This is a genomic window from Pseudomonas sp. KBW05 (assembly GCF_003852405.1).
In the GTDB taxonomy this organism is placed as follows: Bacteria; Pseudomonadota; Gammaproteobacteria; order Pseudomonadales; family Pseudomonadaceae; genus Aquipseudomonas.
Genome location: NZ_QAJM01000013.1, coordinates 73210 through 89015 on the forward strand (window position 1 = coordinate 73210; position 15806 = coordinate 89015).

General features: G+C 60.4%; 14 protein-coding genes and 1 pseudogene. 3 read left to right on the forward strand and 12 right to left on the reverse strand.

The window, feature by feature from the left end; translation table 11 throughout:
• Nucleotides 1–51 precede the first annotated feature (51 nt).
• From DBR46_RS12400 to cyoA, 8 genes are all read right to left on the reverse strand, one after another.
• Complete coding sequence (locus DBR46_RS12400) at nucleotides 52–366, reverse strand: DNA-binding transcriptional regulator (protein WP_124526434.1); 315 nt, start codon at nucleotides 364–366, stop codon at nucleotides 52–54.
• Complete coding sequence (locus DBR46_RS12405) at nucleotides 363–707, reverse strand: toxin (RefSeq protein ID WP_124526435.1); 345 nt, start codon at nucleotides 705–707, stop codon at nucleotides 363–365. Before DBR46_RS12405 ends, DBR46_RS12400 begins: the two co-directional genes overlap by 4 nt.
• 101 nt (nucleotides 708–808) lie before the next feature.
• On the reverse strand, nucleotides 809–1903 hold the full coding sequence (locus tag DBR46_RS12410; RefSeq protein WP_124526436.1) for a pyridoxal phosphate-dependent aminotransferase: 1095 nt from the start codon (nucleotides 1901–1903) through the stop codon (nucleotides 809–811).
• A gap of 146 nt (nucleotides 1904–2049) precedes the next feature.
• Entirely contained in the window at nucleotides 2050–2937 is an 888-nt protein-coding gene (gene cyoE / locus DBR46_RS12415; protein WP_003194050.1) for a heme o synthase, read from the reverse strand.
• 11 nt (nucleotides 2938–2948) lie between these two features.
• Nucleotides 2949–3290 carry a cytochrome o ubiquinol oxidase subunit IV gene (gene cyoD, locus DBR46_RS12420; RefSeq protein WP_010206434.1) on the reverse strand — a complete coding sequence of 114 codons (342 nt, stop codon included), beginning with the start codon at nucleotides 3288–3290 and terminating at the stop codon, nucleotides 2949–2951.
• Nucleotides 3290–3916: a cytochrome o ubiquinol oxidase subunit III gene (locus tag DBR46_RS12425; protein WP_017734786.1), complete on the reverse strand. Its 627-nt coding sequence runs from the start codon at nucleotides 3914–3916 to the stop codon at nucleotides 3290–3292. The genes cyoD and DBR46_RS12425 overlap by 1 nt, the downstream gene beginning before the upstream one ends.
• 3 nt (nucleotides 3917–3919) lie before the next feature.
• Nucleotides 3920–5938, reverse strand: a complete 2019-nt coding sequence (gene cyoB, locus DBR46_RS12430; protein ID WP_017734787.1) for a cytochrome o ubiquinol oxidase subunit I — start codon at nucleotides 5936–5938, stop codon at nucleotides 3920–3922.
• A gap of 3 nt (nucleotides 5939–5941) precedes the next feature.
• Nucleotides 5942–6883 (reverse strand): ubiquinol oxidase subunit II, encoded by a 942-nt coding sequence (gene cyoA / locus DBR46_RS12435; protein ID WP_026136523.1) that lies wholly within the window; start codon nucleotides 6881–6883, stop codon nucleotides 5942–5944.
• Nucleotides 6884–6910: 27 nt separating this feature from the next.
• On the opposite strand from cyoA, the pseudogene DBR46_RS30685 reads away from it, so the two are divergent.
• Nucleotides 6911–7202: pseudogene (locus DBR46_RS30685) on the forward strand (hypothetical protein).
• A gap of 473 nt (nucleotides 7203–7675) precedes the next feature.
• Here DBR46_RS30685 and DBR46_RS12445 read toward each other — a convergent pair.
• Both DBR46_RS12445 and hmpA read right to left on the reverse strand, forming a co-directional pair.
• Nucleotides 7676–8182: a disulfide bond formation protein B gene (locus DBR46_RS12445; protein ID WP_124526437.1), complete on the reverse strand. Its 507-nt coding sequence runs from the start codon at nucleotides 8180–8182 to the stop codon at nucleotides 7676–7678.
• A gap of 226 nt (nucleotides 8183–8408) precedes the next feature.
• The gene (gene hmpA / locus DBR46_RS12455; protein ID WP_124526438.1) at nucleotides 8409–9590 is read right to left on the reverse strand and encodes an NO-inducible flavohemoprotein; all 1182 of its coding nucleotides are present in this window, start codon (nucleotides 9588–9590) and stop codon (nucleotides 8409–8411) included.
• A gap of 147 nt (nucleotides 9591–9737) precedes the next feature.
• Between hmpA and norR the strand changes: the two genes are divergently transcribed.
• The gene (norR, locus tag DBR46_RS12460; RefSeq protein ID WP_124526439.1) at nucleotides 9738–11261 is read left to right on the forward strand and encodes a nitric oxide reductase transcriptional regulator NorR; all 1524 of its coding nucleotides are present in this window, start codon (nucleotides 9738–9740) and stop codon (nucleotides 11259–11261) included.
• A gap of 118 nt (nucleotides 11262–11379) precedes the next feature.
• Here norR and DBR46_RS12465 read toward each other — a convergent pair whose 3' ends face one another.
• Entirely contained in the window at nucleotides 11380–12291 is a 912-nt protein-coding gene (locus DBR46_RS12465) for a DMT family transporter (RefSeq protein ID WP_124526440.1), read from the reverse strand.
• 138 nt (nucleotides 12292–12429) lie between these two features.
• Between DBR46_RS12465 and DBR46_RS12470 the strand changes: the two genes are divergently transcribed.
• Complete coding sequence (locus tag DBR46_RS12470) at nucleotides 12430–13305, forward strand: helix-turn-helix domain-containing protein (protein WP_124526441.1); 876 nt, start codon at nucleotides 12430–12432, stop codon at nucleotides 13303–13305.
• Here the strand turns inward: DBR46_RS12470 and DBR46_RS12475 are convergent.
• Entirely contained in the window at nucleotides 13302–15803 is a 2502-nt protein-coding gene (locus DBR46_RS12475; protein WP_124526442.1) for a LuxR C-terminal-related transcriptional regulator, read from the reverse strand. The genes DBR46_RS12470 and DBR46_RS12475 overlap by 4 nt on opposite strands.
• Nucleotides 15804–15806: the final 3 nt, after the last annotated feature.

Consider the following 15806-nt stretch of genomic DNA (forward strand, 5'->3'; position numbering starts at 1 on the left):
CACCCCCAACAAAAAGCCCCGCACTTCGGATGAAGGCGGGGCTTTTTTCGATCAGACTGTGGACAGTCGGTCCACCATATCGGGAAACTTCTCGACCAACCGAATCAGGAGTGCGGCCTGCGCGTTGGGTTTCGACTTGTCTTGTTCCCAGTTTTTCAGCGTCCCGGGGCTGGTGCGTATGCTCCTGGCGAACACCGATTGCGACATGTGCAGCTTATCCCGCAACGCCACAATTTCTTGGGCTGATACCTCGGGAGCCGGCTTATCCTCCACAGTGCTTTGCCGAAGGGTAATTTTACCTTCGCGGTGCGCTGCCATCTCTTCAACGCCCTGCATCAACTCTGCAAATAGATCGCGCTTTTTCATGGGGTACCTCGTTTTTTCAGTTCGGCCTCTATGGCCTTCTTAAGTGCCTTCTCTTGGTCGGCAGTCAAATTTTCCAATTCGTCCTTGTTATAGATTGCAAACATCCAGAAGTGACCGTCAGTCGTGAGCCAATAGTAAATAATCCGCAAGCCGCCACGCTTGCCTTTACCGCGCCTGCCATCTGACCACCTGAGTTTGCGAAACCCTCCCGTACGGGGCATCACATCGCCAGCCAGGGGATTCAACTGCATCTCGTTTTGTAGCGCCCGATACTCATCGTCCGTCAGGTAATCACCTACGGTGGCAGTAAACGATAAGGTTTCGAAGAAGATTGAGCGCATGAGCAAACTATAGGCAACTTGCCTATAGTTTTACAAACTCAAATTCGGCTTTCTGACGAGCTGCCCAGAAGTCAGCAACGCCACATTCGTTTTGTGTCGGATTACACAGCCCGTACATCCTGCGCCTCAAACGCCTCACGAAACCGCTGCATATCCTGCTTGTTCCCCACCGTCACCCGCACCCACTGCGGCCAGTTTTTCCACACCCGCCCGACCATCACGCCCTGCTCTGCCAAGCGCTCGATGACCTGCTCGGCCGGCTGCTTCACGTCGATCATGAAGCAGTTGCTCTGGGACACGGTGCAAGTAAAACCACGCCCCTTCAGCCAGGCCACGGTCTCGTCGCGCAGTTGCGCATTGAGCGCCTTGCGCTGGGGCAGCAGCTTGACGTCTTCCAGGCTGGCCTTGGCGCCGAGCAGGGCGGAACCGGCCGGGACGTTGTCGCCGCCGAACACGGCCAGTTGCTCCAGCAACTTGGGATGGCCGATCGCCAGGCCAACACGGGAGCCCGCCATGCCGTAGATTTTCGAGAAGGTGCGCAGCACCAGCAGGTCGTCGTGGTCCTTGACCCAACTGATCACGCTGGGGGCGTCGGAGAAGTCGATGTAGGCCTCGTCCACCACCAGCACGCTGCCCTTGGGTTTGTTTGCCAGGGCGTGGCGGATCGACTCGGTGGGGGTCATGGTGCCGGTAGGATTGTTGGGGTTGCACAGGTAGAGCATGCCGGCCTGAGGATCGGCAGCCAGCATTGCCGGCACGTCGTGGGCGTGCTCGGCATTGAGGGCGACCTCTTTCACCGGAGACTTGCGCGATTCAGCCGCCTGGCGCGGAACCTCATAGGACGGCGTGGCCATCACCAGGCCACGGCTTTCGCTGGTGAACGCCAGCACCGCAAAGCGCAACGCCGCCATGGAGCCTGCAAACACCGCCACCTGTTCCTCGGCAATCCCTTGCTGCTGGGCAAACAGCCCGGCCAACGCGTACATGTGGCCGTAGGGATACAACCCGGCCGTGGCAATGCCGCGCTGCATTGCCTCACGCGCAGCGCCTGAAGGGCCGTAGGGGCTTTCGTTGTAATTGAGCCGCACCTTGTCAGACTTTGCCGGTTTCGGCGCGGCCACCGCCCAATCCAGGCGCCCCAACAATGGCAGGGCAGCGCCCACGGCGAGAAGGGACCGACGACTAACGCTGACCATGGGGTAACTCCTTGTAAGGCGGGTGATTGATTCGCACAGCTCGTACAGAGAGGTATGACGAGAAAAGCGTAGTCCGATTTAACCGCGCGCCCAAGAAAAAGCCCCGCGCTTCTCTCGAAGGCGGGGCTCTTTCACTGCGTGTCCACTCAGTGAGCGTAGGTCAGCAACAGCTCTTTCGGCACTTGGAAATCCAGGGACATCATCACGCTGAGCGCGGTGATGGTGAAGATCGAGAACACGAACAGCTTGCGCGCCCAGACGGTGTCATCCACCGCCTTGTAGCCGGTCCAGGCCATGTACAACCAGTACATGCCCATGGCGGCGGCGACGGCGAGGTAGCTCATGCCGGCGTAGCCACTGAAGGTCAACATCAAGGTCGCCACAAGGAAGGCCAGGATGTACAGCAGGATGTGTTTCTTGGCCACCTGGATGCCACGCTTGACCGGCAGAACCGGAATCGACGCAGCCAGGTAGTCATTGAAGCGGAAGATCGCAATGGCGTAGGAGTGCGGCATCTGCCACAGGCTGAACATCACCAGTAGCGTCAGCGCGGCCATGTCGAAGCTATTGGTTACAGCCACATAACCAATCACCGGCGGCATCGCCCCCGACAGACTGCCCACCAGCGTGCCGTGAACGGACTTGCGCTTGAGGTACAGGCTGTATAGGCCGACGTAGATGACAAAACCGATCACGGCAAACAGCGCCGCCAGCGGGTTGGCCACCTTGTACAACAACGCCACACCGGCAACACCGAGGACGGTCGCATAGATCAGTGCCAGTTTCAGGGAGATTAGGCCCTGGACCAGCACACGATTCTTGGTGCGCTCCATCTTGATATCGATGTCACGGTCGATGCAGTTGTTGAACACGCAACCGGAAGCAACCACCAGGGACGTACCGATCATCGCAGCCAGGAAAATGGCCAGATCGACATGTCCCTTGGAGGCCAGGAAGAAACCGCCCGCCACAGAAAGCACGTTACCGAAAATGATCCCCGGTTTGGTGATTTGGATAAAGTGCTTAAGCGACATCGGGTCTTACCTCACTTCGCCATCATGAACGTATGGATGCTGAACATGATCCATATCGACAGGCCAACCAGCAGCAGGATTACCAACCCTGCGAACACAAACGCAATCACGTTATCGCGCTGCTCTTTGGAACGATCCAGGTGCAGGAAGTACACCAGGTGAACCAGAACCTGAATCACCGCGAATGCCAGCACGATCATCAAGGTGATCGATTTCGGCAGGGTCGGGTACATCACCAGACCAAACGGGATGAGCGTCAGGATTACCGACAGGATGAAGCCGATGGCGTACGACTTAACGCTGCCGTGGCTCGCATCGTGGCTGTCATGGTCATGGGAGTGTGCATTAGCCATTACAGAGTCCCCATCAGGTAAACAACGGTGAAGACGCAGATCCAGACCACGTCCAGGAAGTGCCAGAACAGGCTCAGGCAGCTCAGGCGAGTCTTGTTGGTGTTGGTCAGGCCGTGTTTATTGACCTGATACATCATCACCGCCATCCACAGCAGGCCGGCCGTTACGTGCAGACCGTGGGTGCCTACCAGCGTGAAGAACGCGGACAGGAAGCCACTACGGTGCGGACCGTAGCCTTCGGAGATCAGCAGGTGGAACTCGTTGATCTCCATGCCGATGAAGCCCAGGCCGAACAGGAAGGTCAGGCCCAACCAGCTCAGTACGCCTTTCTTGTTGCCCTTGTAGAAGGCCAACATGGCGAAGCCGTAGGTGATCGAACTGAACAACAGCAAGGCGGTTTCGCCGAGCACGTAAGGCAGTTCGAAGATGTCGTGGCCCGACGGGCCACCCGCTACGTTGTTTACCAGTACCGCGTACACCGCGAAGATCGACGCAAACAAGATGCAGTCGGTCATCAGGTAGAGCCAGAAACCGAAAACGGTCATCGGCCCCGAGTCGTGGTGATGGTCATCGTGCCCATGGTCATCGACATGGGCGTGTCCAGCATTGGTCACTAAGTTCGACATGGTTTAAGCCTGTTCCAACGAGGTTTCAACACGGTTGGCCGGGATCTTCTTCTCGGCTACCAGGCGAGCGTGCTGCTCGGCTTCGATGCGTTCGATCTCTTCGACCGGCACCATGTAGCCTTGATCGTCACGGGCTGCGTGAACGATGAAGTAACCGATAGTGCCAACCAGGCTTGCGATTGCCAGCCACCAGATGTGCCAGATCATCGCGAAACCGAACACGGTCAACAGCGCACCCATCACCACGCCAGTGGCAGTGTTGCTTGGCATGTGGATCGGTTCGTATTTAGCCGGCTTCTGGTACGCAGTACCGTCTTCCTTGGCTTCGGTGAACGCATCGATAGTGTTCGCAGTCGGGATCACGGCGAAGTTGTAGAACGGCGGTGGCGACGAGGTCGACCATTCCAGGGTGTGGCCATTCCATGGGTCGCCGGAGTCGCAAGCGTTCTGCTTACGGTCACGGATACTCACGTACAGCTGGATCAGTTGGCAGGCGATACCGACCGCGATCATGATCGCACCGAACATGGCGACGTACAGGTACGGCACCCACTCAGGGTTGGTAGTAGCGTTCAGACGACGGGTCATGCCCATGAAGCCCAAAGCGTAGAGCGGCATGAACGCGACGAAGAAGCCCGAGATCCAGAACCAGAATGCAGCCTTGCCCCAACCTTCGTGCAGCTTGAAGCCGAACGCTTTCGGGAAGTAGAAGCTGAAACCAGCGATGTAACCGAATACCGCACCACCGATGATCACGTTATGGAAGTGCGCGATCACGAACAGGCTGTTGTGCAGGACGAAGTCAGCACCCGGAATGGCCAGCAGTACGCCAGTCATGCCGCCGATGGCGAAGGTCACCATGAAGCCCAGGGTCCACAGAACCTGGCTGGTCATGCGCAGACGACCGTGATAGATGGTGAATAGCCAGTTGAATAGCTTCACCCCCGTCGGGATGGAAATCAGCATCGTCGCCAGGCCGAAGAAGGCGTTGACGCTCGCCCCCGAACCCATGGTGAAGAAGTGGTGCAGCCAAACCATGAAGCCCAGTACAGAGATTGCGCCCGATGCGTAAACCATCGAGTGGTGACCGAACAGGCGCTTGCCGGTAAAGGTCGAGATCACTTCGGAGAAGATACCGAACGCTGGCAGGATCAGGATGTACACCTCAGGGTGACCCCATGCCCAGAACAGGTTCACGTACATCATTGGATTGCCACCAAGTTCATTGGTGAAAATGTGGAAATCCAGGTAACGGTCAAGCGACAGCAGCGCCATGGTAGCGGCCAGGATCGGGAACGAAGCCACGATCAGGACGTTGGCCCAGGTGCAGGTCCAGGTGAAGATCGGCATGTCCATCAGTTTCATGCCAGGGGCGCGCATTTTCAGCACGGTGGCCAAGAAGTTGACCCCCGTCAGCGTCGTCCCGAGTCCTGATAACTGTAGGGCCCAGATGTAGTAGTCCACACCCACGCCAGGGCTGTATTGCAGGCCCGACAATGGCGGATACGCAACCCAACCGGTCTTGGCGAATTCGCCGACGCCCAGGGATACGTTGATCAGCACCACGCCGGAAACCAGCAGCCAGAAGCTCAGGGAGTTCAGGAACGGGTAGGCAACGTCACGCGCGCCGATCTGCAGCGGCACTGCAAGGTTCATCAGGCCGGTGAAGAATGGCATCGCCATGAAGATGATCATGATCACACCGTGGGCGGTGAAGATCTGGTCATAGTGTTCAGGTGGCAGGTAGCCAGGCGAACCCTCGGTGGCCATGGCCAACTGGGTACGCATCATGATGGCGTCGGCAAAGCCGCGCAGCAGCATGACCATGGCCACGATGATGTACATGACACCGATTTTCTTGTGGTCAACCGAAGTCAGCCACTCGGTCCACAGGTAGGTCCACTTCTTGAAATAAGTGATTGCCGCAAACAGCCCCAGACCACCCAGCGCGATCATGGCGATGGTAATCATCACAATCGGCTCGTGGAACGGGATCGCATCCCAACTTAATTTACCAAACATCGTTTACTCCTCTGCCCCAGCAGTTGAATGCGAGCCCGTGTCAGAACCTTCAACCGCGGCCACTTCTTTCTTCTCGTGCTTGACCGGCTTGCCTGGCTTCATACCTTCGTACTTGTCGACGATTTTCTGAAACAGGTCCGGCTCATACGTGGAGTACAGAGCGACTGGGTTGTTCTGGCTTGGTTTGGTCAGGGCATCGTATTCAGCTTGATCAAGCTGTTTAGGTGCGGCCTTGACTTCGGCTACCCAGGCGTTGAAGTCTTCCTGGCTTGTCGAGATCGCTTTGAATTTCATGCCGGTGAAGCCAGCGCCGCTGTAGTTAGCGGAGATGCCTTCCATTACAGCTTTTTCGTTGGCGATCAGGTGCAGGCGAGTCTGCATGCCTGCCATCGCATAGATCTGACCGCCCAGGGCTGGGATGAAGAACGAGTTCATCACGGCGTCGGAGGTGATCCGGAAGTTAAGCGGGGTGTTCTCCGGGAACTGGATCTCGTTGACCGTGGCGATACCCAGGTCCGGGTAGATGAACAGCCACTTCCAGTCCAGCGCGACCACTTCGATGTTGATCGGCTTGACGTCGGAGACCAGCGGACGGTACGGGTCCAGCTCGTGGGTCGACTTATAGGTGATGTAACCCAGGGCGATGATGATGAGGACCGGAACCAGCCACACCGCGATTTCAATCTTGGTGGAGTGCGACCACTTCGGCGCGTAGGTCGCGCTGGTGTTCGACGCGCGGTATTTCCAGGCGAAGGCGAAGGTCATGATGATCACAGGGACCACGACCAGCAGCATCAGCAGGGTAGCGGTGATGATCAGGTTTCGTTGATCCAGACCGATCTGTCCTTTTGGGTCCATCAAGGTCCACTTGCAGCCTCCCAGCATTAACAGCATGCCAATCAGCGGCAAAAAGCCTAGTAATCGGGGGTACCTGTTTTTACTCATCTCACGACCTCTAAAGCAGCTTGCGCAATGCAGTTGGGTTTTGATCGCCAACACTTCACCCTGCCAAGGGTTGGCATTTCTCTTCGATTGAATAAGAGCCTGCCCATCACGCCATAACGGCGCGTTTCACGGACCTGCGGTGAGTTCTTATTCGATTTCGTGGTTAAAGGCCTTGTTACAGACCAATTCCATTTGGTGCGGATAGTTGAAAGGCTGCCGGAACCTTGGGGTCGCACAGAGCCGTCCATCTGCCCCTCGACCGCTCCAGTGCTCAAATATTGAACAGCACCGGACATTCAGTGCGGGCGATTGTAGTTAGCTAGCGATGTATAAACCATGTCTTATAAAGAAATAATTTTTATCGATTCCAGCAACAATCCTTCACCAAAACCGCAAAGGTTCGCGATCTTATCGTGTTCGATTCTCAACAAAAACCACAAAAATTGCCGTGTTATTGCTCAATCCACCACAGCCCTTACGCTCTGTAAGGGCATGCAAAACGCAGCAAAGTCCCCATAAAACAAGGCATTCGGACATCACGCAAAGGCGCGGACAGCGTGCGCTGCCCATCACTGCCCAAACCACGAACTGACAGCACAAATTGCGCGTTTTAGGCAAATTTAATGGGGCAATCCGCGAGCGGGAAACGTCCTGCGGCAGCTTCCGTGTGACAACATGTCGCACGCTGCGCGCACCCGTAATTGTCCGGCGTCACGCTCCCTTCACAAATCCCTACAAACAAAAACGCCCCGGCCTTCCCTCAGGAAGACCGGGGCGTTTTGCCCGATGGGTTCAGGCCTGGCGTTGACGGTTGCGGTAAATGCCCAGGGGTACCAGGATCACAGTCAGCACAAACGCCACCAGCGCCCATTGCGCCAGGGACAGGCCCAGCACCGGCGGATACGGCGTGCTGCAGAAACCATCGACCTGGAAGCCCAGGGGGAACACCTTGGCCAGGGGCAGGTCGTCGACGATCGGTTGCAGCACATCAATGCCGCAGCTGACCTGGGGGAAGAACTGGGTGTACACGTGATGGCCGGCTGCCGCCACGCCGCCGAGGGCGCTGAGCACCACCAGGCCTTCGAACAGGGTGATCGCCCCTTTACGGCGCATCGCCGCGCCGATGAAAGCGAAGATCGCGATCAGCAGCAACGCATAGCGTTGCAGGATGCACAGCGGGCACGGTGCCTCGCCCAGCACCACCTGCATATAAAGCGCACCGCCGATCAGCGCCAGGCAGATGATGCCCAGCAACACCAGAAAGCGCCGCTCCCTGCCTAAACGCAATTCGTCACTCATCTCAGTTTCCCTTTGTCTGGTCGTGCCAATGGCCGCAAGTTTACACACAGAGAGAGGTTTAAACAGAAGGGGGTTAACAGGAGATTAATCTGGAGAAATGCAGATGCAAATGTGGGAGCGGGCTTGCTCGCGAAGGCGGTGTGCCAGCCAATACATCTGGTGACTGATCCACCGCCTTCGCGAGCAAGCCCGCTCCCACATTTTGCACAGTGTGAACCTTCAGGTCTTATTCCAAGGCCGCCGCCGGACCAAAGAACTCATAACGGCTTTGCTTCTCCGGCACACCCAACGCCTTGAGGTGGCGCTTGATCGCGCCCATGAAGCCTTTAGGCCCAAGGAAGTAGGCATCGATGTCACGCTGTTCGGGCAACCACTCAGCCAATTGTTCCTGGCTGAGCAACCCAACCTTATCCGCCGCCGGGCTCACGCCATCGTCCTCGGCATAGCAATAAAAGCGCTGCAGCTGCGGATGCTTGGCCGCCAGGGCATCCACCCAATCGCGGAACGCATGCACCCCGCCGTTACGCGCACAGTGGATAAAGTGCACCGCACGCCCAGTTGCCAACGCCGCTTCAAGCATCGGCAGGGTTGGCGTGATGCCCACCCCGCCGCTGATCAACACCAGCGGTTTGTCGCCAGCGGCCAGGGTGAACTCTCCCGAAGGCGGGAACAGGTCGATGGTCGCGCCGACCGGTACTTGATCATGCAGGTAGTTGGACACCCGCCCACCCGCCTCGCGTTTGACGCTGATGCGGTATTGCCCGGCATCGCTCAAGGCCGACAGGGAATAGTTGCGGCGCACTTCCTCGCCATCCAGCACCAGCTTCATGCCGATGTACTGACCCGGCGCAGCTGCCAGGATCGGGCCGTTATCCACAGGCGCAAAGTAGAAGGAAATGATCTCGGCGCTCTCTTCCACGCGCTTGACCAGCGTGAACGCCCGCGCACCGCGCCAGCCGCCCGGGGCCTGGGCTTTCTCGTCGTAGATGGCTGTTTCGGCACCGATCAGGATATCCGCCAACTGGCCATAGGCCGCGCCCCAGGCATTCATCACCTCAGGGGTGGCAATCTCGCTGCCCAGCACTTCGGAAATGGCACGCAGCAGGCACGCGCCGACAATTGGGTAATGCTCCGGCAGGATCTGCAAGGCCACGTGCTTGTTGATGATCTTCGCCACCAAGTCACCCAACTGATCCAGCTGATCGATATGCCGCGCATACATCAGCACGCCGTTAGCCAGGGCGCGAGGCTGGTCGCCGCTGGCCTGGTGGGCCTGGTTGAACAGTGGGCGCACCTCGGGGTACTCGGACAGCATCATGCGGTAGAAATGGGTGATCAGCGCTTCGCCGCCGCTTTCCAGCAGGGGCACAGTGGATTTGACGATGGCACGGTCTTGGGCACTAAGCATGGCAGACTCCTGGGTCTTTTTACTGATTGCCTTTACCTAGTCAGTATTCATGCCAACTTATAAACCCTTATATTTCAATGACTTGAAGAATATGTAGTCAGTATGACTTCCTACACATTATAGTCATAAGGACTACAAGGAGTCATTATGACTGCGCAATCGCTGCTCACCACCCTGCTGCCCCTGGTCGCCGACCTATCCCGCGAACTGCCCGAAGGCGAGCGTTACCGCCGCTTGTTGCAAGCCATGCGCGCCCTGCTGCCCTGCGATGCCGCCGCGCTGTTGCGCCTGGACGGTGAGTGGCTGGTTCCGCTGGCGGTGGACGGCTTGAGCCCCGACACCCTTGGCCGACGTTTCAAAGTCAGCGAGCACCCACGTTTTGAAGTGCTGTTGAGCAGCCCCGGGCCGACGCGCTTCGACAGCGACAGCGAATTGCCCGACCCCTACGACGGCCTGGTCGCCGGCCTGCATGGGCAGTTGGAAGTCCACGACTGCATGGGCTGCCCGCTGTTTGTCGACGACAAGCCCTGGGGCCTGCTGACCCTCGATGCCCTCGACACCGAGCGCTTCGAGCGGGTCGAACTGGACGCCCTGCAAGCCTTCGCCAGCCTTGCCGCCGCCACCGTCAACGTCGCCGAGCGGATCGAGCGCCTGACCCTGCGCGCCGAAATCTACCGCGAGGCCAGCGGCCAGCAGCACAAGGAAATGATCGGCCAAAGCAAACCCCACAAGCGCCTGGTGGAAGAGATCAAGCTGGTGGGCGGCAGCGACCTCACCGTGCTGATCACCGGCGAAACCGGGGTGGGCAAGGAGTTGGTCGCCCAGGCGATCCACGCCGCCTCGCCCCGTGCGGACAAACCGCTGATCAGCCTCAACTGCGCAGCCTTGCCGGAAACCCTGGTGGAAAGCGAGCTGTTCGGGCATGTGCGCGGGGCGTTCACCGGTGCGTTGAACGAGCGCCGCGGTAAGTTTGAGCTGGCCAATGGCGGCACGCTGTTCCTGGATGAGGTGGGTGAACTGTCCCTGACCGTGCAGGCAAAGCTGCTGCGCGTGCTGCAAAGCGGCCAGTTGCAACGCCTGGGTTCGGACAAGGAGCATCACGTGGACGTGCGCCTGATCGCTGCCACCAACCGCGACCTCGCCGAAGAAGTGCGCAATGGCCGCTACCGCGCCGACTTCTACCACCGCCTCAGCGTGTACCCGCTGCAAGTGCCGGCCCTGCGCGAACGCGGGCGGGATGTGTTGCTGCTGGCCGGTTTCTTCCTCGAACAGAACCGCTCGCGCATGGGCCTGGGCAGCCTGCGCCTGACCAGCGACGCCCAGGCGGCACTGCTGGCCTATAACTGGCCGGGCAATGTGCGCGAGTTGGAACACTTGATCGGCCGCAGCGCGCTGAAAGCCCTGGGCAACTGTCGCGAACGGCCGAAGATTCTCAGCCTCAGCGCCCAGGACCTGGACTTGCCGGACGTTACCGCGCCCGCCATCGAAGCCCCGGTCGACGAGATCCCCGTGGTCACCGGCGACCTGCGCCAGGCCACCGAGCACTTTCAGCGCCAGATCATCAGCGCCTGCCTGGAGCGCCATCAGCACAATTGGGCCAGTGCGGCCCGCGAACTGGGCCTGGACCGCGCCAACCTCGGCCGCATGGCCAAGCGCCTCGGTCTCAAATAACACCTCAGTCCAATGTGTGAACGGGCTTGTGTGGGAGCGGGCTTGCTCGCGAATGCGGTGTATCAGTGACAGATATATTGACTGACACACCGCTTTCGCGAGCAAGCCCGCTCCCACATTAGATTTGCTTCGCCTTGAAGACCGGGCTCACATGCTCAGCCGGCTTAGGCTTACGAAACACCAACACATTCCCCAACATCACCAACACCAACCCCACCAACGCCGGCCCGGTCCATTGATAGCCTTCGGCAAACGCCGACACATTCAGCGCCACCACCGGGAACAACACCGTGCAATATGCCGCACGCTCCGGCCCCATGCGCCCGACCAGGGTCAGGTACGCGGTAAACCCGATCACCGAGCCCGGGATCACCAGGTACCACAACGCGCCGATGTACCGCGCGCTCCAGTCCATCTCGAAGGGGATCCCGCGCACCGCGCAATAGGTCGCCAACATCGCCGCACCATAGGCCATGCCCCAGGCGTTGGTGGTCAATGGCTTGAGCCCGGCCTTCTGTTGCAGGCTCGACAACATGTTGCCCGCCGAGAAACACATGGTCCCGAGCAACGCCAAACCCAGACCCAACAAGGTCTGCGGGCTGGCGGTGTGCCCGGCCAGTTCCGGCCAGAACAGAAAGCCCAGCCCCAGCAAGCCCAGGCCGCCGCCCATCAACACGTTGCGCGCCACGCGCTGGCCAAAAAACACCCGGGCGTTCAGCGCGTTCCACAACGTGGCCGTGGAAAACACCACCGCTACCAGGCCGCTGGGGATCCACTGGCTGGCCGTCAAGAAGCACATGAAATTCACGCAGAACAAGCACAGGCCCTGGGCCAGGCAGATCAAGTGCCCGCGCCGGTTCATCACCTGCAACTTGCGGCTGAGCAGCAACAACGCAAACAGCACCAGCGCGGCAAGACCGAAGCGATAGACGATGGACACCGGGATCGCCACCACGCCCAGCTGCCATTTGAGGGCAATCCAGGTGGTGCCCCAGATCAGCACGGTGAGTAAATACAGGGAAAGGTTCATAGCGGGCTCCATCGATTGAGCCTCAGTGTCGCCCCCAACCCGGGCAAGTCTCTTGCAGATTCTTGCGCTTTTGTCGGCCCGCAGGATCACAGCGCCAGCGCCGCGGAGTAGGATGCAAGGTGTCAACGAGTGCTCACCATGCCCGAACTGGAATCCCTGCAAGTCTTTCAAGCCCTTAACCGCTCGCCCAACGCTCGCCTCGAAGCCTGCGCCGAGCTCGGTGACGGCTTGTCTGCGGCCTTGTGGAGCAACCATCACGACGCCCAGGATTACCAGGCGCCGAGCCATCACACCTTGTCCTGCTACATAGGCGGTGGCACCGGTACGTTCCGACGCGACCAGCCGGGCACCAAGGGCGGTCCCGACAAGCTGTGCATCCTGCCCGCCGAGCACCAGTCGGCCTGGGTGATCAACGGCGAGATCCGCCTGGCCCATGTGTATTTCAGCCCGGAACAGTTCGCCCTCGGTTGCGTCACCTTGCTCGACCGCGAACCGCGTGCGCTGCAACTGCGCGAAAGCACCTTTCTGGAGGACGCCAGCCAAGCCCGGCGCTTCCACCAGTTGATCGCCCTCAACTGGCACGAACCCGCCGAACGCCTGCTGACCAGCAGCCTGGCCCATGAAATGCTCAGCCACACCCTGCTCAGCCAGGTCGGCGCACGCGAGGGGTTGCGTTTAAAAGGCGGGTTGGCGGCGTACCAGCGGCGGCTGTTGGTGGAGTACATCGACCAGCACCTCGAAGACCCCATCAGTCTCAGCCAATTGGCCGGGTTGTGCGCGCTGTCGGAATACCACTTTGCGCGGATGTTCCGCCAAAGCTTCGGCCTGCCGCCCCATCAATACCTGCTGGCGCGCCGTTTGACCCGAGCCCAGGCACTGCTGCGCAGTGGCGCCCTGCCCCTTGGCGAGATCGCCCTGATGTGCGGTTTTTCCAGCGCCAGCCACTTCACCAGCCGCTTCCGCCAGGCCATGGGCGCCACGCCCGGCGAATACCGCCAGGCATTCTGCGCCTAGACCATCAAGCCCAGCGTCTTCGCCTTGGCCACTGCTTGTGTGCGCCGCTCCACGCCGAGCTTGCTATGGATGCGCCGCGCGTGGGTCTTGACCGTGTGCAGGGAGATAAACAGGCGGTCGGCGATTTCCAGGTTGGAGCTGCCCTGCGCGATCAATTGCAGCACTTCCAGTTCGCGCTGGCTCAGGGGGTTTTCCGCCGTGCCGGCGGGCGACACTGGCGCTTCAAGCCCCACGTCACTCAACAACCCCGGCGAGCGCAAACGCAGCTCGCGAATCGCCTGCTGCACCTGGCAACGTGCCGCCAGTTCCAAACCGGCCTGCAACGAACGCCGCGCTTGAGTCGAGTCGCCGAGGTGCCAGGCCACCTCGCCCAGCACCAGGTGCAATTCGGTTTCCAGGCACAACATGCCGCGCTGCTGGACAGTCGCCAGCAAGGCGCTCAAGCGCTCCAGCGGTTGCTCGGCACAGCCTAGTTTCACCTCGGCCAGCACCAACAGATATTCCAGACGCGGAATCAATTCCAACGTCGCCGGCGGCGCTTGCTTGGCCTGCGGCCCACGGAAGTGGCGCAGCACCCGGCGCACCGCTTCCACCGTCAACTCGACGCGGCCCTGCTGCAACCAGAAGTGCCCACTGACCAGCAGCAACACAGCGCGATACACCGATTCCGGCACCAGACGCTGCTGCATCAGCCGCTCGGCGTCGCGCAGCTGCACAAAGGCCTGGGCGTAATCACCGCGGTTGGCCGCCAACAGCGCCAGGCCGAGAAAACCATAAAGCACGCGTTTGTCCTGGCTGTGCAGGCACATCGGCAAGCCGGCGTCGAAACACTCGGCGGCCAACACGTCCTGCCCTTGACGCAACGCCAGATGCCCACGGCGCAAGGCGATACGCCCCACCAACGGCCCGGCCTTGAGGCGCTGCTTGAGCAACATCGCCTGCACGCCTTCCAGCAGGCTTTGTGCGCGATAAGGTGCGCCGCGCTGCTCCAGCAACTGGGCGTGGTCCAACTCCAGCAGTGCCTCCAGCACTAACGAGCCGTGGGCACGGGCCAGGCACAGCGCCTCGCGGCTCAAGGCCTGGGCCACGTCCAGCTCGCCGCGCAGCAAGGCTTGCTGAGTCAGCCCCGACAGGCACATCAGACGCGACGTCCAGGCGCTGTCGGGCAACGCTTGCAAGGCTTCGAGAAAATGCCCGCGCGAGCCGTCGGCATCGCCGCGCAGGTGCAGCAACCAGCCCCACTGCGCCTGCCAGCGCCCCAGCAGATAGGCCTGTTGCGCCGCCGTGGGTTGCGGCGCAAAACGCGCCAATTGATCGATGCACTGCGCCGCCTGATCAAAGCGCCCGGCAAACAGCAAGGCCGCCGTGACCAAGCCGACCAATTGCGCCGAACCGAGCATCAATTCATCGCCATGCTGCTCGTGCAGGCGCAACAGCAGCACGGCGTTTTGCTGGCGAAACAAGTCCTCGAAGCTGAAGTGTTGCAACAGGCTCACCGCCACCTCGTACTCTTCGGCCAGCAGCGCTTGCTCGAACGCCGCTTGCCAGTCCTGTTCGGCGGTGAACCACTGGCAGGCGCGCCGGTGCCAGGAGCGCTTGGCCGGCCAAGGTTCATCGCGCAGCAAGTGCGCCAGGGGCGGGAACACTTGCAGCCAGTCGGCGGCGTCTTCCCACGGCTGGATGTAGGCGCCAAGGGCCTGCAAATCATGCAGGTACTGATCGCCGTCGCCAAAGCCGAACAGGTGCTCGCACAAGCCAGCGTTGAAACGCGGTAAATGGGCGAGCACCCGCCAGGCCTCGGCGAGTTCGGCGGGCAAGGTGCTGAACAGTTCGTGTTGCAGGTAATCGAGCAAGGTCTTGTCCGGGTGCCCGTCGCCGAGCAAGGCGATGCGCACACCGGCGCACCAGCCGGCGCTGAACTGCATGACACTGTCCACGCTGTGCCCGGGGCTCAACAGCACCTGGATTTCCGCGCCGTTGAAGGCCAACTCGCTGCTGCTGCACTCCAGCAACTCATCGTCGAGCAGCAAGCGCGGCCAGTTGCAGATCGGCCGCCGCCGGGCGCCGAGCCACCAGGTCAACGCCGGGCTGCTGGCGGTAAGCAGGCGGTCGAGCAACGCATCCAACTCGGGCGCGGGCAGGCGGTTGAAATCATCCAGGAACAGCCACGCCGGGGCCTGCCAACGAGCGAGGTCGAGCAGCAGCGTGGCTTCATCGGTAAAGGCCAGGCCGAGGTTGAGGGCCAGGCGCTGGCATAACTCCAGCGGGCTGAGGGTGATGCCATTGAGCGGCAGCCAATACACCTGGCAACCGTTGGGCGCCTGCAAGGCGCACTCGGCCAGCAACGCGCTCTTGCCGCTGCCGCCGGGGGCGCAGAGCAACTTGACCCGGGCCTGCGCCGCCAACAAAGGCGCGGCCAGGCGCGGGCGCAGCAGATGGTGGGCGGACAGCCGGGGCATGAATCCAGGACGGTCCAGGCAGCGTGTCATGGCGGTCATTGC